Here is an 18202-nt window from a genome sequence, read left to right on the forward strand (position 1 = left end):
TCCCTTACGTGGAGTTGTTCTTGAGTTTGTTGCGACCCTTGCCTTGCTAGCTACATGAGCGAATTGCTGCAGGGGCGCGAAATCTTGATCGTCGAGGATGAGCACATGGTGCGGAAGCACCTCGTAAAGTTCTTTGAGAACGCGGGGGCGAGCTGTACCGGAGTGGCGACTTTCGAGGAGGGAAAGAACGCGCTTGCGAATCTCGATTTCGACTACGCCTGGGTGGATGTGCACCTGCCGGATGGCTTGGGCTTGGATTTGCTGGAAGTGGCAAAGGCCAACGGCGACATACCGGTAGTCATCATGACGGCGGCGGGCGGCGTGGAGATGGCGGTCGATGCGATGCGCTTGGGGGCGGCGGATTACCTGACGAAGCCCTTCGATCCGCGGGAGGCGCCGCTGGTACTGGCTCGCGTGGAAGCGGGACGCCGCAGTTCGCGTTTGCAAAGCCATGCTCGCAAGAGCAACAACGTGTCCTCGGACGACGCGGGCCTGTTTTTCGGCTCGGCCTTGGAGGGATTTCGCTCTCAGCTGGACAAGGTCTTGGCGGTGGAAGGGCGTTTGAAGTCGCAGCTGCCGCCGATCCTGATCGAGGGAGAAACCGGAACGGGCAAGACGACAGTGGCCCGCTGGCTGCACGCCAACGGAGCCCGAGCGAACAAGGAGCTGGTCGTGGTCAATTGCGCGGCCCTGCCGGAGCAGTTGGCGGAGGCGGAGCTCTTCGGACACGAGAAGGGCGCCTTTACCGACGCCAAGCAGGCCCGCATCGGCTTGTTCGAGGCTGCAGACGGGGGGACCCTTTTTCTCGATGAGATCGCCAGCCTTTCGGAGTCGCTGCAGGCGAAGGTGCTCACCGCCATCGAGGAATCTCGGATTCGCAAGGTGGGCAGCACCAAGGACATATCGGTGAACGTGCGCTTGATCACCGCCTCCAACCGTCCGCTCGAGCAGATGGTGAAAGAGGGATCTTTTCGCGAGGATCTCTATCATCGCCTGAACCTTTTGAAGTTCGAAATTCCGCCCTTGCGCGAGCGTGGGGGCGATGCGGTTAGGCTTGCCCAACACTTGCTTGCCCAGTTGTGCCTCAAGTATCGCATGAAGAACGCGGCATTCTCGCCGCGCTGCATCAAGTGGATCGAGCGGTACGAATGGCCGGGCAACGTGCGGGAGCTGCAGCACGAGATAGAGCGCGCCATGATCCTCGGCGATGCGGAAGCCTTGGAATTCGTGGGCATCGGAGAACGGCTAGGGGACCAGCCAAGCCAAGCGCAGGGTGAAGGGCCGGTCTGGCTCAAGCCCGGTTGGAGCATCCCGCAGGAAGGCTTTTCGGTGGAAACGGCAGTTATCGAGTTTATCGAGCTCGCCCTCGCCCAGACTGGTGGAAATCGCACCCAGGCGGCCAAGCTCCTCGGAGTGAACCGCGACTACATTCGCTACCGTTTGACCCGCAAGGACAAGGGCGCGGAATAGTGCACGGTCGCTCCTTGCGCAGGCGGCGAAACCGCGGAATAGTGCGTGCCCTCAGGCAGCTATTGGCTGATTACAGAAAAAGCTTAATAATTGTAAGTCATTGAATAGTAATAGAATAAGTGCTTAATGCGAATGCTGGCGCGAGCCTTGCGATAGGGATGTCGGTCGCCAAAACCGATAACAAATACAAGGAGACTATAGAAATGAATAAGACTAAGAGAATTTTGATCTGCGCGACAGGACTTGTTTTGGGAGCATTGAGCTCCAGCACGGCGTACGGGCAAGAGGCCGAAGCCGGAGTCGAAGCCAACGTCGACGTGCAGACCTCGTTGAATCTCGAGTCCTCGCTGCTCAACTCTAACTTGAACCTCAACGCTTCCGAGAAGCTGATCGCCCGGGCGTCTGTGAACCGTGACCGTCTTTCTGAGGAAATGCAGGCCAACTTGACCGCCTTGGAAGAGGCCCAAGCCGAAATCGTGGCCACTTGGGAGAGCGAGTACAAGCCGGCGGTCGACGCGACCCAGGAGCAGATCCTAGAGGCGAGGGCCGCCTTCGAGGCGGAGATGAAAACTCAAATCGACGCAGCCTTGGAGCTGAGAAAGAGCTTGGTTGCAGGGCTGCGAGAGGATTTGCGGGCTCAGGTGGGATCCCGCGACTGGAGCGGCGAAGCTCGGGCAAAGTTTCAGGCTTACGGCGAGATCAAGGCGCAGATCGGCAGCTCATGGGTAGAGGCCAAGGCGGAATTGGGAGAGGATGCCACGCGTTCGGAGATTGCAGCCGCCAAGGAGGCCTTCTTGGAAGCCAACGCGGAATTGATAGCCCAGCAGAAAGCCCTGGCGGCTGAGCTCCGCGCCTTGGTGCGATCCGAAATGGCAGAGGAACGTCCGCAGATCGACCGCGAGGCGCTTCCGGAAGCCATCGCCGAGCTGCGGGCTGACATCCAGCTCGCTCGCGGAACCATGAGCGAACGCAAGGACGAGGTCCGCGAGGAGATGTCGAATCTTTCCGGCGAAGCCCAGGCGGAATTGCGCCAGGAAATCGCTTTGGAACTTCAAGCTTCATTCGATGAAATCAAGGAGAAGCGCCGTCAGCTGATCGATGATCTGAAGGACGAACAGGATGGCGACCGTCGTCAAGAGGACTAGTTAGCGACGCGGATCTCCTATTGACGGATTCGTTGGATCTGGCGCGGGCGGCGCCGTCGAAAGCGCCGCCTGCGTCTTGGGTCCAGCGATGCTGAAACAAGCTGAAAATGCAAAGCCCACAAACGTGTATCCTGATGAAAAATCGAAGAAATATTTTTTTGCTGATTGCGGCCCTATTGTCGGCCCTGACCTATGCCCTCGCTTCACAAACCTTTGGCAACGACCAGGCTTGGCTGGGTAGCTTGCTTACGGAAGAAGACGACGAAGTGGTAGTGGATGACTTCCTGCTGGACGACTCTCTTTGGGCGAGCGATGCGAGCTCGAGCGGAGCGGAGGCGGCGGTGGCTCCCGCGCCCCAAGCCCTGAGTCCATGGAGTATGGAGTCCAGTGTCGGGGGCGGATTCGGCTATCGCGAAAACGTGCTGTTCGGAGCTGACAACAAGCAAGTTGATTCCAGCTTCCAGCAGGTCGATTTCGACTACTTCGCCATGCGCTCCTTCCAAGAGGGTCGTGGGGACATTGCCACTGTTTTCTTTGGCGAGCTGCGGAACTACGACTCGGTTCCCGGTTTGTCTTCCGAGCATCTCCTGGCTATGAACACCCGTATTGGCATGGACTTCCTCGGCGACTATCGGGGAATCCTTCAACTGGAAGCGATGCATTCCGAGCAGGCGATCGACGCATCGGTAGACGATTTCGAGACGGAGGCGCTTGCGGTATCCGTTTTCCGGCCCGGCGTGGTATTGGGGCTTGAGCGTGCCTTTGATGGACTCGGCGCCTTTCAACTCACTTATGGGTATCGCAATTCCAAATACAGCGAGGATAGCGAAGACTTTGACTCCACGTTCTATGGATTAGAGTGGGAGAAACGGATCAGCGATCGATCGCAGCTGACGCTTGGCTGGGAGCGCTACAGTGAAGACTATGACCGCAAGCTCTCCCGCAGAGTTGGCGAGGCATGGGAAGACGCGCCTTTGCTTGAGCTGTCGGGGAATCGCTACGAGTTCGAATGGCTCTGGTCGAATCGAGAAGGGGCGCTTCGCCGATCCCGCTTCACTGCTGACTACGAACGCGAAGAGGATCGCTACGGAAACTACTATGCGCGCTCGAAAATGAGATTGCGGCAGGGGTTCGAGTGGAGCTTCGGTCCTTGGGAACTGGATACGGGTGTATCCATGGATCAGCTCGACTACGATTTTCGCGCCTCCTCCGACGATCCCAGCGTATTGCGTTCAGACGACTCTTGGCGCTGGGATGTGGAGTTGTCCCGTAAAATGGGAGAGGACTGGAAAGCCTTTGTTCGCCATGAAAACTCCTTCAAGGATTCGTCGGACGCTCTTTACGAATATGATGCGGCCTCGACCTATATTGGGCTTAATTGGAACTTTTTGAGTCGGTAACGCGAATAGTCGCTAGGCCATGTTTACTTCCTCTAGAAAACTAACTCTCAAGCGAGGCCGCGTTTTGGCCTCGCTCCTAGGAGGCGTTTCCCTCGCGACGATGCTCTGCGTTTTCGTCGGGATCGTTTTTTGGGTTTCCCTGACTCTGCGGGATGACCTGAGAGAGCAATTGACCTCGAGAGACGAATCGGTGCTGGGCATGTTGCTCTCGCATCAGATCAAGCAGAAGGAGGCTAGCACCTTGCTCTTCTCGTTCGAAGTCTTGGCGGAGGAAGACCTCTGGACTTCCTTGCTGGAAGTGGCTTCCGCGGAAGGTGTTTTCGCAGCGCAGCTCTACGACGAGGAAGGAACGCTTCTGCGATCCACATCTGAAGCCTTGAAACCGGTGGCGATCGCGGAGGAGGGATTGGTCTCCGCGATTTTAGGGGATGGGTGGACAGAGTTCAGCGATTCGGTTGCCTTGTCGGAAATCATGGACCTTGGCTACCGTCAGGATCAGCTGATTCCGGTGCAGACGGTGTACCTGCCCCTGCACTCCTCGCAAGGTGAGTTCTTGGGGATCGGTCGAGTGTTGATCGAAGGATCGGCCTTGCGTAGCTCGTTCGAGCTGCTCAACCAGCGAATCGTGACGCAGGCCTTGGTGGCTGGTGGACTGGGAAGCCTTTTGCTGGTGTTGCTGTTCTTCGTTGCTTGGACCAGCCTGAATCGTGCGAAGGAGGCAGTTGCCCGGCAGGCTCGAAGGCTCCGCAAAGCGAATGCTGAACTGGCGATGCTAGCTCGCACTTCTGCGCTTGGATCTGTAACCGCTCACCTGATACACGGACTGCGTAACCCCTTGGCTGGAGTGCAGCAGGCGGTACGTGGCGGTGGCTTGGGGAGTGAAGGGGCTGCGGAAAACGATGAGTTGCGAGAAATTCGGGAGGCCTCGAGTCGCATGCAAGGCATGGTAGACGAGGTGGTTTCTCTGCTGCAAGGAGCGGAAGGGGGAGTGGACGATTTTGATCTGACCGTTTCGGAAATCGCGGACGACCTGAAAGCTAAGTTCGCAAATGTTTCGGAAAAAGGCAAAGTGCGCTTCGATTGGAACGCGGCTGGCGAAGGTGAACTGGATTCGTATCGAGCGAGGGTTGTAATGCTTGTCGCGACAAACTTGATACAGAACGCAATCGATGCTTCGCCAGAGGACGGTTTGGTGCAGGTTACTTTAGTGGGCGAAGAAAAAGGCCTCGAAGTCACGGTCAAGGACGAGGGCAATGGAATCGCCGCGGATGCCATGGAAGAGATCTTCATGCCCAAGGTCAGCGCCAAGGAAGGCGGCGCAGGCATCGGGCTGCCGATCAGCTCGCAAATGGCGCGCTACCTGAAGGGTCGCTTGACTTGTCGCAATCGCGATTCGGTCGGAGCTGCCTTTAAATTGTTCGTTCCGTGGGAAGGGTAATGAGGAGAGTTTAGTATGGTTTGGGCAAAGAAGTTGGGATGGCTTGCGGCTGCGTTTGTTTTGTTGGCGAATTCGATTTTTGCAGCTTCAGGCGATGAGCTTTGGAGCTTCGAGACGGGCGACCAGATTTTTGGGTCGCCGACCCTAGACCGGAACGGCAATGTCTATTTCGGAAGCCGTGACAACTTTGTATACGCCTTGACGGGAGAGGGGGAGCTCCGTTGGAGCTTCGAGGCAGGGGATTGGGTCGACTCTTCGCCGACCTTGAGCTTTGACGAGAAGACGCTCTACTTCGGATCCTGGGACAACAAGATGTATGCCGTGTCCGCGGAGTCGGGCGCCCTGCAGTGGTCTTTCGAGGCCAAGAACCTGATCGTGGCCTCTCCGTCCTTGGACGCGCAGGGGAATTTGTTTTTTGGGGCCTCGGACGGTTTTTTCTATTCGCTGACCGCGCAAGGCGAACTGCGCTGGTTCTACTTTGTGGGAGAGGAAATGGATTCGTCTCCTGCGATTGATGGATCGGGCAACGTCTACGTCGGAGCCTTCGACGGGCAACTGTACTCGTTCTCCAACACGGGAGAATTGCGCTGGAGCTACGCCACCGGGTTGGATGTGGAGGAAGGGGACCGACGTATCAAGTCTCCTCCTACCATTGGCGAGAACGAAGCTGTCTATGTAGGAGGCGGGGACGGACGGCTGTATGCGCTGACGCTTGACGGGCAGTTGCTATGGCAGTTTCAGGCTCCGGAGAAGGTGGACACCGGGATTGCGGTCCGGGAGGACGGAAGCCTGGTTTTCGGAAGTCGCGATGGCTTCGTTTACGCTCTCGACGAAAACGGGGTCTACCTTTGGGAGAGCTATGTGGGAGACATCTTTTATTCCACGCCTGCGGTGGACCGGGAAGGCGGTATTTACGTGGGATCCTACGTTGGAAATGGAGTGAGCGGGATCAGCGCTCTCTCGGAAAGTGGTGAGCTGGTATGGGAGTCATTGGTTCTTGGATACATCGACTCTTCTCCCCTGCTCAGTGGGGAGGGCCGCTTGTACTATGGTTCCTATGACGGCGCCTTCAGGGCGATCGAAGCAGACGTTCAGCCAGCGATATCCGTTTGGAACCGATTCGGGGCCGGACGGGCAAACCAATCCCTCTTCATCGATTTTCTGCTGAGCCAGGATTTTGAAGCGTGGCTGGCCGAAGAGGGCTTGGAATCCTACAAGGCGAATCCCTATTCCGATCTGGATGGAGATGGTTTCACTCTCTTTGAAGAGTACTATTTTGGGGGCAATCCATCTCTGCCGGACGCAAGCCTGCTCGCCTTCCAGTGGACGGGCGCGGACTTGCAGCTGCAGTTCGTTCGGCTGGACCAAGCGGTGAGCCCTTACGTTTTTCATCTGGAAATTTCCAGTGACTTGAAGGCATGGATGCCGGTCGAAGCGGTGACCGAGGTGATGCTGGAGGAAAGCGTCGCAGGTGAATCCCGCTACGACAAGGTCCAGCTGGTCCTGCCCCAAGGTGCCTCGGGGAGCGCTTTCTATCGGTTGCGGGTTTTTTAGGGCTGCCGCAACGATCTGGCCTTTAAGTTTGCAGTTCGAGCCCGCTCGCTGCATGTCGTTTCTGTGGACTGTTACCCCATTTGCCGTAGCCGGCTGCTTGCTGCGCTGGCCTGTACCCTAATTTCATCCTTCTCCCTTGCCTTTCTTGCGCAAGCGGCTTCACGGGAGCCGGTTTTGGCTGAGGCGGAGTTGAGGGATCGCTGGATGCAGCTCAAAGCGGAAATCGCATACCACGACGAACTCTATTACCAGAAGGCCGCTCCGGAAATTAGCGATGCTGCCTACGATGCCTTGAAGCAGGAGTTTCTCCGTTTGGACGCCCTTTTCGGAGCAGAAGAGGGGCATCGCCGAGTGGGAGACGATCGAGGCAATGGACAGGGGACAGCTGTCCATTTGTCCCCGATGTTGAGTCTGGATAAAGCGTATTCAAAATCTGAATTGGAACGCTTTCACCATCAGGTTGCCGCTTTGGCGGGCCGAGAGGACATTTCTTATTCGATTGAACCCAAGGTCGATGGGATGGCGGTGAGCGTGTTGTTCGAGGATGGGAAATTTGTACGGGCGGTGACGCGAGGAGATGGCGAATCGGGAGTTATCGTTTCCGAAAATGTGAAGCGAATCGATGGATTTAGAACTCAGTTGCTGGGGGATTCCCATCCGCGGCGGATGGAGTTACGAGGAGAAGTCTTTGTGCGTTTCGAAGACTTCGTGCGAATCAACGAGAGGCGATTAGCCAGAGGGGAGGAGGCTTTTGCCCATCCACGAAGCGTGGCAGCGGGATCCGTGAAGTTGAGCGATCCTGCCGTGTTTGCGGACAGAGGCTTGTCGATCGTCTTTTTTGCCATGGGCGCTTGCGAACCGAATGAGGACGCTCCGGCCCGACAGGCTGACTTCTTCGAGCAGGCCAGGGCTTGGGGCTTGCCGGTTTTGGAGGAACGAATGGAAGTTAGGGGGAAGTTGGAGTTGCTGCAGTCGGCAGAAGCGATGCAAGACGAACGTTTGAACTATGCGTATCCAACGGATGGAACAGTTGTTAAGGTCGATTCCTTCGCCTTGCAATCGCGGTTGGGAGAGAGCCGAGATGCTCCGCACTGGGCCTTGGCTTACAAGTCGAACGGAACTCAAGTCGAATCACGCCTTTTGTCTGTGACCTTCCAAGTCGGGCGCAGCGGAGCGCTGACTCCGGTGGCGGAATTGGAGGAAGTTCTCATTTCAGGCTCTAGGGTGTCGAGAGCGAGCCTTCATAGCCTTCCCGAAATCAGGCGCTTGGACCTCCGCGTGGGCGATTCCGTTTTTCTCAAGAAGGCAGGCGAAATCATCCCGCAAATAGTGGCTGTCAACTATGCGAAACGCAATCCCTCCTCGCTGCCGATTGAAGCTCCGCTTCGTTGTCCCTCGTGCGCGACGCGGCTGGAATACGAGGAGGGCCAAGCCAAGGCCTTTTGCCGAGCGAGCGCTTGTCCGGAGCGAAACAAGCGGCGCTTGGAGCACTATGTGTCTTCTGCAGCAATGGACTTTGAGGGATGGGGACCTGTAACGATTTCTTGCTTGGTGGACCGTGGCTACGTTCGCGACATCGCTGACCTCTATGGTGTGAGCCGCTCGATGCTAGGGGAGTTCGAGCACTTAGGCGAAGAGTCCGCTGCTGCATTGATCGAGGCAAGAGAGGCGAGCAAGCGCAGGGAGTTGTGGCGTTTCGTCTTTGGGATAGGCATACCGGGAATTGGAGAGGTCAGAGCCCAGAGTCTCGCGGCTCGGATCAGCGAGGCGAGTGATTTGCTCGAATCCGATGGGATCGATTGGATGCCTCATGAACGCAAGGCGCTGGAAGCCTATTTCGGCGAGTCCGGAAGGCGAAGGGAACTGGAAGCGTTGGTGGCAGTGGGGGCGTGTATTCGAGAAAACGTTACAGGAGAACGGGGAGAGTTGCCCCTAGTGGGAAAGGTATTTGTCTTCACCGGGCGGCTGGACTCCTGCACGCGGGCGGAGGCTACGCGTTTGATTGAATCTGTGGGTGGAAGGGTGCGAAAGTCGGTAACGGAACTGAGCGACTATCTTGTGGTCGGGAGCTCGCCGGGACAAAAGCTGCAAGATGCGGAGAGTCGGGGAGTCTCTATTTTGAGTGAAGGTGAGTTCCTTGCTCTGGTGAGACCTTGAGTCGGTGAGAGGGGGGCGGGGATTTATCTCGCCATGCGTACCGAGTGGAACCGGTCCCTCCAGATACGCTGGAATTGTTACGGTCCTTTTTTACCTGATCTTATGGGGAAAATTAGATTTTAGAAGGTTGCTGATTATCAGACGTTTGCCGGCTCGCACCGGATGCGGTTTCCTCTGCGGCACGGGGAAGTAGCCGCTTGGGAAAAGGAGGCGCTGGCATCTTCCCTTGCGTGCGCGAGCCCTATCGCTAAATCGAACAGTCGACGTGTTTGCCGTTCTCTCGGACGCTGGTTCGAAGGAATTCGGGAATCGCGTTTTTTAATTTGTATCCTTTTAATAATTACGTTTTCGGCCCCCAGTTGAACGCTTCGAGGTCCTTTGCCTTCCGGGCAAGGAATTCGGATCTTCACTAAGCTGCTAAGCGTCATCCGTTTAACCCGATCGTGCCAGCGCTCGAGAAAATCGCACTGGGCTTGCGCGACCTAAATTGATATCTTCCCTACACTATGAATTCTTTAGACGTCACTGATCCTCGCTCCGAAACCTGTCTCGATGTCGGGTTTGGCCAGACCCTTCTACTTGATCCGCGGGAGGATCTGTTGGGGGGATTGACGATAGAGCGCGTGTTCACCACTGACGGCAGGAATCCGTACGAAACGATCACATGGGAGCGGCGCGACGTGGTGATCATGGATTGGAAGACCGGCAAGCCCAGCTACGAGCGCAAAGGAGTCGAGGTGCCATCCTTTTGGGCAGAGAACGCCCTTAAGATTACGGCGAGCAAGTACCTGTTCGGTCGAGATCCGGAGACACCGGAGTATGAGGATTCCTTGCGACACGCTTTCGACCGCATCTCCAATACTTACACGGTTTGGGGATGGAGGCACGGGTATTTCGCAACCGAGGCGGATGCCTTGGCCTACAATCACGAGCTCAAGTACTTGCTGGCCTTCCAGATGTGGGCGCCGAATTCGCCGGTTTGGTTCAATATCGGTCATTGGGAGCAATGGCGCTGGGGCCGGCCTGACCTGCGAAAGTCGATGGAGAATCGCGGGAACCGAGCGTTCAAGGCGATCCTGCCGGAGGATGCTGTTGACGATACGAATTTGGAGGTGAGAGAGGTATCCAACGCGTACATACACCCTCAGGCGTCGGCCTGTTTTCTGATGGGGATTGAAGACTCCATGGAGAAGATTCTCAGCCATCAAATCGCGGAAGGCGGAGTTTTTTCCAGCGGTTCGGGAATAGGAGTAAACCTCTCGTCGATTCGCTCCTCCAAGGAACCGATCGCTGGCAAGGGATTTGCCTCCGGGCCGATCTCTTTCGACAAGGGCTTTGATCGCATGGCGGGTGCCATCAAGTCGGGGGGTAAGACGCGACGTGCGGCGCGTATGGTTCTGCTCTTCGCCGATCATCCTGACATTTTCGAATTCATCTCCACCAAGAACCAGCAGGAAGACATCGGTAAGATCGTGCTACGTGAGCACAACGTGTCGGTAGCCCTGAAGAAGAAGGCGGAAGAGTATGCGGTGAAGGGCTCGCCCGCGGAGCGCATGGCGGCTCGTATCGTGCTCGACATGCCGATGGTGACGGATCGTCAATACGATGCAGGGATGGACGATCTGCTCTACGGAGAGACCTTGGGGCACCAAAACGCGAACCATTCGGTTTCGCTCAAAGGGGACTTCTGGAAGGCTTACCAAACGAAGGGGGAGTACGCGACGCGTTGGGTGAGCGATCCTACCAAGGTGGAGGATACCTTCAAGGCGGAGAGTATACTCGATGCGATTGCGGAATGCGTTTGGCACAATGCGGAGCCCGGCACCCACAACAACGATTTCATCAACATTTGGAATCCGGTGAAGTCGGATGGGGATATCTCTACCAGCAATCCTTGTTCGGAGTACCTGCACCTCAACTTCACCTCATGCAATCTATCCAGCTTCAATGTATTCAGGTTCTACGATCGTGACGCGAAGCAGATGAAGGTTGAGGAGCTACAGAAGGCGATCCGGCTCGCCATGATCGCTGCGGACCTGAACGTGGAGGAAGGAGGTTTCCCCATTCCGGAAATTGCGGCCGGAACCTATCGCTACCGCACCACGGGAATTGGCTATGCGAACGTCGGCGGTTTGCTCATGGCCTTGGGTATCCCCTACGACAGTGACGAGGGGCGCTTGATTGCCAGCCAGCTCGTGAGCTTGCTGACTTCGACTTGCTGGAAAGCTAGCGCTGAGATGGGGCAGGAGCTAGGCGCGTATCCAAGATTTGAATCTACCGAATCCGATTTGCGCGAAGTACTCGAGCTTCACAAAGCCGTGCAAGACCTTTCGGGTGCGTTCAGCGCAGGTAAGGACATCGAAAAGGAAGCGGAATCCATCTTCAAGAGATCCGGTTCGCGGCTGCCGATCGCTCAAGGTTTGACCGCTCTCGATGTGCTTAGAGGTTATGCCAAAAGTTTTGAGAATCACTCCGTAGATGCTCCAGTCATTGCCCAGCAACTGCAGGATGTGAACGCGGCGACTTGGAGCGAGGTTGTCGCTGCCAAGCGATTCCGCAACAGCTTCACAACCGTGATGGCGCCGACGGGTACGATCTCAGCTCCCATGGGTGTCTACGACGAAGGCACTACCTCAGCCGAACCAGACTATACCTTGGTCAAGTACAAGAACTTGTCGGGAGGAGGCATGCTCAAGATGTTCAACACGCTGGCGCTTGAGGGGCTTCGTACCCAAGGTTACACTACGCAGCAAGTTTGCGAGGCAGCGTTAGAGGTGGCAGGTTTGGACGGGCTTTATACCGCCTGTGGCGCAAGTATGGCCAGAGTTGTGAAGCACCTCAGGCAATTCATCGACGAGAGCCAAATCGGACCGATCCGGCATCAACTCAACGAGCTTATCGGCTTCAAAATGGGAGACATTTCGAAGCTGGAAGCCTATCTCACGGAACTGAGGGAGAAAGGGCAGAACGGCTCGGCGGAACCAGAAGAAGCAGTCGTGTTGGCAGGAGCCAGCCACGTGGAGGACATTCCCTGGTTGAAGCCCGAACACGTTGCCGCCTTCGACTGCTCGGCAACTTCAGGAAGCGGCACTCGTTCAATTTTGGCGAAGGGCCACATGCGTATGCTTGGAGCGATACAGCCTTTTCTCTCGGGAGCTACGTCGAAAACGGTTAACTTGCCTTACTCTGCGACGCGGGAGGACATCAAGCAGTGCCTCGTAGACTGCCACGAGATGGGAGTTAAGTGCGTGGCGCTTTACCGGGCGGACTCGAAGGGTATTTCTGTTTTCAACGTCGATACGCCGGAAGGCCGGAAGTGGAATCCTGAATACGTTTGGAACAAGCTCGTGGAGGGCGTGCGAGAACAGGTGGGCGAGATCGTCAAGGAAGCCAGCAAGCCGCGTCGTGTCCGCTTGCCCGGTCGCCGTATTTCCCAGACCTTGAAGTTTGAAGTGGGGGGAGGATTGATGGAAGGCTTCCTCACGGTCGGGATTTATCCAGACGGAAGTTGTGGCGAAGTTTTCGGGCGGGTGGGCCAAGCCGGCTCTTTCGCTAACGGCATGTTCGAGAGCTTCTGCAAGGCGTTTTCAATTTCGCTGCAGTATGGCGTGCCGCTTTCCAGTTTGATCGAATCCTTCCGCTACACGGCGTTTGACCCAAGCGGCTTCACTAAGGTGGGCGACCAGGATGGAGTGGCTGACCAAATCAAGACCTGCAAGAGCGTCGTCGATGCGATGATGCAGATTTTGCAGTGGCTCTTCCCGGAGTCCAACGGTGAAAAGCTAATTGATTTTGCGGGAGCTCCGGCTCCGGCGGTGGCTGCTCAGAACGGGGCGGTGACGATCAAGCCCGCAGATCCAGACGGAATCAAGTCGTCGCTTTTTAAGAGTATCCAAAATAAAAGCGCAGAGTCTTGTCCCAAGTGTGGATCGATGGCCTACGTGCACGACGGGAAATGTCGTTCTTGCAGAGACTGCGGATTCAAGGATGGCGGCTGCGGCGAGTAGTAAGTCGAAGCCTTTCAAGCATTAATTTTCACCCAAAAATAAACCTTAAAGAACCTTATGAAAAGTGGAGATCCTGAACCTATAGATGATCTGTTGCTCGTGATGGCGGCGAAGCAGAGCTCGCCGTCTCGTACCTTGGAAGTCGTATCGAAATCGGCTCAATGGCTGAAAGCTGCCCTAAAGGGAGCGGGTGTGACTTTCAGCTACTCTTCTTGCGAAGAGGAAAACCATTATGGCTACGCCGCGATTAGCATCGTACGGAAGTACCGCGGCCAGCCGGCTTGTTTAGATATCAAGATAGCGGAGATTCGCGATGCGGCGTATATCTTTGCCGAGGTGCGCTCGCTGGGGAAGTTCGAGGGCACGATGTTCCCCTTTTTCGGCAATTTGCAATCGGACGACGAGCGAGACTTGCTGCTTCACTACATCGCGGACTTTGTGATCAGCGCGGACGACTAGGGGATAGGGTAGGCCTCTCGCTGTCGTCCTGCGCTGGTTGGACCGATCCGCTGTCGACGGGCGCACCCTTTTCGCTTTCACGCGGTTACGGGCTTTTTAGAGTGCCGCGTCCTGCAAAATTCAACGGCAAGAATCGAGTCGCGAAGGCTCGAGGGTGCAACTTGCAAGATAGGAAGCCTGTCGCCCCGTGTGGGGCGGCTGGCACATGAATTGCAAGTTGGAAGGCATGAAAACGACAGAGATCAATCAAACACCCGTGGACATTTGCAACCAGCTGCTCAGGGGGGAGTTGTCAGCAGTGGAAACCTATGGCAAGGCGATCGAGAAGTTTGCTCGCGAGCCGGAGGCGACGGTCTTCATCCAAATTCGAGACCTCCATGAACGCAGCGTCGAGCAGCTACGAAGCCAAGTCGAGCTGATGTCGGGAGTTCCTAGCGATTCCTCCGGATCGTGGGGAATGCTCGTCAACGCGGTGCAGGCTACCGCGAACGTGATGGGAAAAGGCTCCGCGCTCGAAGTGCTCAAGCGTGGGGAAGTCTATGGGATGAGGGATTACGAGGAAGCCTTGGGCAAGAGCGACCTAGACGAAGCATCCTCGAAGCTGATCCGCGACGTCTTGCTGCCGCGCTGCCGCGAGAACATCGTGGCATTGGACCAACTGGACGACAGCTAGAGTTTTTTTTCGCTCGGGCAGGCGGGGCTTATCGCGGCACCGTCTCGGCAATCTCGAGGTCGTCGACAAGGTCGCTCGCCACAAAACTCTACTCGGCCGCGGCGATTTGGTCGGTGAGGTCGGACCACTCTTCGTAAGCGGTTTCGACCTTTGACTTGTTGGAGTCGTAGGTCGTGAGTACTTTCTGCGACTTGTTGGCGTCCTTGTAGAAGTCGGGATCAGCCATCAGATTTTCGTATTCAGATTGCTGCGACTCTAGTTCGGCGATGAGAGCTTCGACTTTCTTGAGCTTGTCTGTGAGCGGCTTGAGCTGGGCTTGCTTCTGGGCTTTGAGTCGTCGCAGCTCCTTGGGGTTCTGGGTATTGGTGCTTGGAGTCTGGGGTGCGGGCTTTTGTGGTCGGGTTGTGGCTTCGCGACTAGGGGCGCTCCTACTTGCAAGTCGTGTTAGGTAATCGGATACGTTTCCGGGGTGGAGGGAGAGTCCGTCTTTGCGGACTTCGAGGACTTTGGTGACGATGGAGTCGAGGAAGTCGCGGTTGTGCGAGACGATCAGGAAGGTGCCGGGGAATTCGTCGAGGGCGCCGCGCAGCACGTCTTGAGAGCGGATGTCGAGGTGGTTCGTGGGCTCGTCGAGGATTAGGAAATTCGCGGGTTGGACGAGCATCTTGGCAAGGGCGACACGGTTGCGTTCGCCGCCGGAAAGGACTTTCACTTTCTTGAAGACGTCGTCGCCTTGAAAGAGGAAAGAGCCGAGAATGGTCCGCAGGCTGGTATTGTTGCCGACCTCGGCGACGCGTTCTATCGTCTCGAATATATCCAGTTCGGGATCGAGCTCGTCGGCCTGATGTTGGGCGAAGTAGGAGATGCTTGTATTGCCACCGACGATACGTTCTCCGGATTGGAAGGGTTCGACTCCGGCCAGGATTTTGGCGAGGGTCGTCTTGCCGGCCCCGTTGACGCCGACGACTGCGATGCGGTCGCCGCGTTCAATGCGAATATTTGCGGAGTGGATGACTTCGAGGTCGCCGTAGCACTTGCGCAGGTTTTTGACTTCGATGACGTTTTGTCCGGAGCGCGGAGGCTCGGGGAATGAAAATGCCACTTGGTCGGCTTCCTGCTCGATCTCGATGCGATCTACTTTTTCTAGCGCCTTGATGCGGGACTGGACCTGACGCGCTTTGGTGGCTTTGGCCCGGAAGCGGTCGATGAACTGCTGGGTTTTGGCGAGTTCGCGTTGTTGCTTGGCGTACGCTTTTTCGAGCTGGGCGCGTCGTTCGACCGACTGCGTCTCGTACTTTGAGTAGTTGCCTGTGTAGACGGTGAGGGCGCCTTGGTAGACTTCGAAGGTGCGGGTGATGAGGGAGTCTAGGAACGCTCGGTCGTGCGAGACCATGAGGAGAGAGCCGTGGTAGCGTCTGAGAAAGTCTTCCAGCCAAGCTTGGGACTCTACGTCGAGATGGTTGGTCGGTTCGTCGAGAAGCAGTAGCGATGGCTGGGCGAGCAGGAGCTTGGCGAGGGCGATGCGCATTTGCCACCCTCCGGAGAACTCGTCGGTCATGCGATGCATGTCGGTGGACTTGAAGCCGAGGCCGAGGAGTATGGATTCGATGCGGGAGGGAATGCGGGCGACGTCAAGGTCTTCCAGCTGGAGTTCCATCTCGCCGAGGAGCTCGAGGGTTTCGGCGTATTCTTCGGAGGCGGTATCCAGTTCGTTGAGACGGATGTTTGCCGCATCAATCTTTTGCTTGAGCTCGATGACGTTTGAGAAGGCGGTATGAACCTCGTCAAAAAGCGTCTTTCCGTGGGCAGCGATACCGTCCTGAGGTAGGTATCCGATGGATACGTAGTTGGCTTTATCGATACCGCCGGAGTCGTAGGCTTCTACTCCGGCGATGAGCTTGAGAAGGGTCGTTTTGCCGGCTCCATTGGCTCCGACGAGTCCGATGCGGTCTTTGGCACCGATCGTTGCGGTGGCATCGCGGAATAGGTAACGTTCGCCGTATTGAAGGCAGATGTTGCGGAGAGTGATCACTTGGGCTCTTGCGTTGCGGGCGAGGTGGCGTCGAGCGAAGCGACACTTTCACTCGTCCCTCCAGATTTGAAGGCTGCCAGGTAGGCTTCGAAAGGCAGCGTGGCGCAGCGGATGCGGCTGGGAAAGGAGAGGACGCCGCTGAGGGCGGCGAGTTCGCCGGGAAGCTCTATGGAATCTGGTTTCGACTGGAATTTGGATACGAAGACTTGGGAAAATGAGACGGCTTCAGGAGTGGGAAGCGTCGCTAGGTGCTGGGTCATCATGCTGGCGGAAGCGAGGCAGATAGTGCAGGCCTGGGCGGTGAAGGCGATCTGGCTTTTTTCGCCGTCGTTGGTTTTATGATACACTGTGATCTCGTCGCCGCAGAGCGGGTTACGCACGGTCGCAGACGCGGCGTCGGGCAGTTCGCCGTTGTTGTGCGGCTGCTTGCTATGTTGGAGCAGCGTTTGCTGGTAGAGCTTTTTTAGGTCTGAATTCAAGGGGGGATCTGGTTGTAATCGCGGCACAAGGCCGCTTCCCGCTTCGGTTTGCGATCGCGTGACAAGCACGCTCCCACAGATCGCTCCTACATGAAGAGGATGGCGGTTTTCTTCAGAGCGGCGGCGAGAGCGTCGACGTCGGCGGGCGTGTTGTAGAGCGAGAAGGAGGCTCTGGCGGTGGCGGGCACGCCAAGGCGCTTCATGAGGGGTTCGCAGCAGTGATGGCCGGAGCGGATAGCAACGCCTTCGGTATCGAGTACGGTGCCGATGTCGTGGGGATGGGCGTCGCCCATGGTGAAGGAGATGGCTCCGGATCGGAGGCGTGGATTGCCGACGATAGTGAGTCCTTCGATTTGCTGAAGCTTGGCGACGGCGTAGGCGATGAGGTCCGACTCGTAGTCGTGGATGGCCTGCAGGCCGATTCCGCTGAGGTAGTCGACGGCGGCGCCGAGTCCGATGGCTCCCTCGATGTGGGGCGTGCCGGCTTCGAAGCGGGAGGGTGGCTCCTTGAAGGTGGAGCCTTCGAAAGCGACGTGGGCGATCATGTCGCCGCCTCCCTGGTAGGGGCGCATGCCGTCCAGCAGGGAGCGGCGTCCGTAGAGGATGCCGATGCCGGTGGGGCCGTAGATTTTATGGCCGGAGGCGACGAGGAAGTCGCAGCCGAGCTGTTGGACGTCGATCGGCATGTGTTGGATGGCTTGGGCGGCGTCGACGAGGGTGGGGATGCCTTTGGCCTTGGCCTTGGCGAGGAGGGGCGCGATGTCGTTTACGGTACCGATCGCGTTGGAGACGTAGACGAGGGAAAGGAGCTTGGTCTTCTCGTTGAGGAGCTCGTCGAAATGGGTGAGGTCGAGGTCGCAGTCGTCGGTGACCGGGATGACCTTGAGCTTCGCGCCGACACGTTCGCAGAGCAGTTGCCAAGGTACGATGTTGGCATGGTGCTCCATGGCGGAGATGAGAATTTCGTCGCCGGCTTGGAGCTTGGGCTCGACGAAGGAGTGGGCGACGAGGTTGACGGATTCGGTGGCTCCGCGGGTGTAGACGATTTCGGAGTCGTCAGCTGCGTTGATGAAGGTGGCGATTTTGCCGCGAGCGGTTTCGTAGGCTCCGGTGGCTTCGGTGGAGAGCAGGTGAACGCCGCGGTGGATGTTGGCGTTTTCGTTGGCGTAGTAGCGGGTCACGGCGTCGATGACCACTTGCGGCTTCTGGGTGGAGGCGGCGTTGTCGAGGTAGACGAGGGGCTTGCCGTGCACGCTGCGTTGCAGGATGGGGAAATCGGCTCGCGCGTGGGCGAGGGCTGGGGGGATCGCTGGCGGTGTAGGCTGGCTGGTGGTTTGCGACATGATGAGGGAGGCTGGAGAGTGAAAAGTGAATTGTGAAGAGCGAAT

The 18202-nt window shown here is 57.1% G+C and carries 12 protein-coding genes; 9 read left to right on the plus strand and 3 right to left on the minus strand.

Annotation, left to right across the window (positions count from 1 at the left end; all coding sequences use genetic code 11):
* The first annotated feature begins 54 nt into the window (after positions 1-54).
* The 9 genes from IEN85_RS19625 (at position 55) to IEN85_RS19665 (ending at position 14303) form a co-directional block, all read left to right on the plus strand.
* Positions 55-1470: a sigma-54-dependent transcriptional regulator gene (locus tag IEN85_RS19625; RefSeq protein WP_191618804.1), complete on the plus strand. Its 1416-nt coding sequence runs from the start codon at positions 55-57 to the stop codon at positions 1468-1470.
* A 203-nt stretch (positions 1471-1673) separates the two neighbouring features.
* Complete coding sequence (locus IEN85_RS19630) at positions 1674-2615, plus strand: coiled-coil domain-containing protein (RefSeq protein WP_191618805.1); 942 nt, start codon at positions 1674-1676, stop codon at positions 2613-2615.
* Positions 2616-2749: 134 nt separating this feature from the next.
* Positions 2750-4015: a hypothetical protein gene (locus IEN85_RS19635; protein ID WP_191618806.1), complete on the plus strand. Its 1266-nt coding sequence runs from the start codon at positions 2750-2752 to the stop codon at positions 4013-4015.
* Positions 4016-4034: 19 nt separating this feature from the next.
* Positions 4035-5453, plus strand: a complete 1419-nt coding sequence (locus IEN85_RS19640; protein WP_191618807.1) for a sensor histidine kinase — start codon at positions 4035-4037, stop codon at positions 5451-5453.
* A 15-nt stretch (positions 5454-5468) separates the two neighbouring features.
* Positions 5469-7007 (plus strand): outer membrane protein assembly factor BamB, encoded by a 1539-nt coding sequence (locus IEN85_RS19645; protein ID WP_191618808.1) that lies wholly within the window; start codon positions 5469-5471, stop codon positions 7005-7007.
* 174 nt (positions 7008-7181) lie between these two features.
* Positions 7182-9164: an NAD-dependent DNA ligase LigA gene (ligA, locus tag IEN85_RS19650; RefSeq protein WP_224772746.1), complete on the plus strand. Its 1983-nt coding sequence runs from the start codon at positions 7182-7184 to the stop codon at positions 9162-9164.
* Positions 9165-9670: 506 nt separating this feature from the next.
* Positions 9671-13171, plus strand: coding sequence for an adenosylcobalamin-dependent ribonucleoside-diphosphate reductase (locus tag IEN85_RS19655; RefSeq protein WP_191618810.1), 3501 nt, complete (start codon positions 9671-9673; stop codon positions 13169-13171).
* Between the two features lie 57 nt (positions 13172-13228).
* On the plus strand, positions 13229-13630 hold the full coding sequence (locus IEN85_RS19660; RefSeq protein WP_191618811.1) for a hypothetical protein: 402 nt from the start codon (positions 13229-13231) through the stop codon (positions 13628-13630).
* A gap of 226 nt (positions 13631-13856) precedes the next feature.
* Positions 13857-14303, plus strand: coding sequence for a DUF2383 domain-containing protein (locus IEN85_RS19665; RefSeq protein ID WP_191618812.1), 447 nt, complete (start codon positions 13857-13859; stop codon positions 14301-14303).
* An 88-nt stretch (positions 14304-14391) separates the two neighbouring features.
* Here the strand turns inward: IEN85_RS19665 and IEN85_RS19670 are convergent, their stop codons facing one another.
* The 3 genes from IEN85_RS19670 to IEN85_RS19680 all read right to left on the minus strand — a co-directional run bounded on the left by IEN85_RS19670 (position 14392) and on the right by IEN85_RS19680 (position 18157).
* A complete protein-coding gene (locus IEN85_RS19670) occupies positions 14392-16335 on the minus strand; it encodes an ABC-F family ATP-binding cassette domain-containing protein (protein ID WP_191618813.1) in 1944 nt (647 codons plus the stop codon).
* Complete coding sequence (gene sufU / locus IEN85_RS19675; protein ID WP_191618814.1) at positions 16332-16814, minus strand: Fe-S cluster assembly sulfur transfer protein SufU; 483 nt, start codon at positions 16812-16814, stop codon at positions 16332-16334. Before sufU ends, IEN85_RS19670 begins: the two co-directional genes overlap by 4 nt.
* Before the next feature lie 86 nt (positions 16815-16900).
* Entirely contained in the window at positions 16901-18157 is a 1257-nt protein-coding gene (locus IEN85_RS19680) for a cysteine desulfurase (RefSeq protein ID WP_191618815.1), read from the minus strand.
* Positions 18158-18202: the final 45 nt, after the last annotated feature.

This window comes from Pelagicoccus enzymogenes (assembly GCF_014803405.1).
Taxonomy (GTDB): domain Bacteria; phylum Verrucomicrobiota; class Verrucomicrobiia; order Opitutales; family Opitutaceae; genus Pelagicoccus; species Pelagicoccus enzymogenes.

Excerpts from the sequence above, each read along its gene's own strand:
- IEN85_RS19625 (WP_191618804.1), top strand. The coding sequence starts at position 55 with ATGAGCGAATTGCTGCAGGGGCGCGAAATCTTGATCGTCGAGGATGAG.
- IEN85_RS19630 (WP_191618805.1), top strand. The coding sequence starts at position 1,674 with ATGAATAAGACTAAGAGAATTTTGATCTGCGCGACAGGACTTGTTTTG.
- IEN85_RS19635 (WP_191618806.1), top strand. The coding sequence starts at position 2,750 with ATGAAAAATCGAAGAAATATTTTTTTGCTGATTGCGGCCCTATTGTCG.
- IEN85_RS19640 (WP_191618807.1), top strand. The coding sequence starts at position 4,035 with ATGTTTACTTCCTCTAGAAAACTAACTCTCAAGCGAGGCCGCGTTTTG.
- IEN85_RS19645 (WP_191618808.1), top strand. The coding sequence starts at position 5,469 with ATGGTTTGGGCAAAGAAGTTGGGATGGCTTGCGGCTGCGTTTGTTTTG.
- IEN85_RS19655 (WP_191618810.1), top strand. The coding sequence starts at position 9,671 with ATGAATTCTTTAGACGTCACTGATCCTCGCTCCGAAACCTGTCTCGAT.
- IEN85_RS19660 (WP_191618811.1), top strand. The coding sequence starts at position 13,229 with ATGAAAAGTGGAGATCCTGAACCTATAGATGATCTGTTGCTCGTGATG.
- IEN85_RS19665 (WP_191618812.1), top strand. The coding sequence starts at position 13,857 with ATGAAAACGACAGAGATCAATCAAACACCCGTGGACATTTGCAACCAG.
- IEN85_RS19680 (WP_191618815.1), bottom strand. The coding sequence starts at position 18,157 with ATGTCGCAAACCACCAGCCAGCCTACACCGCCAGCGATCCCCCCAGCC.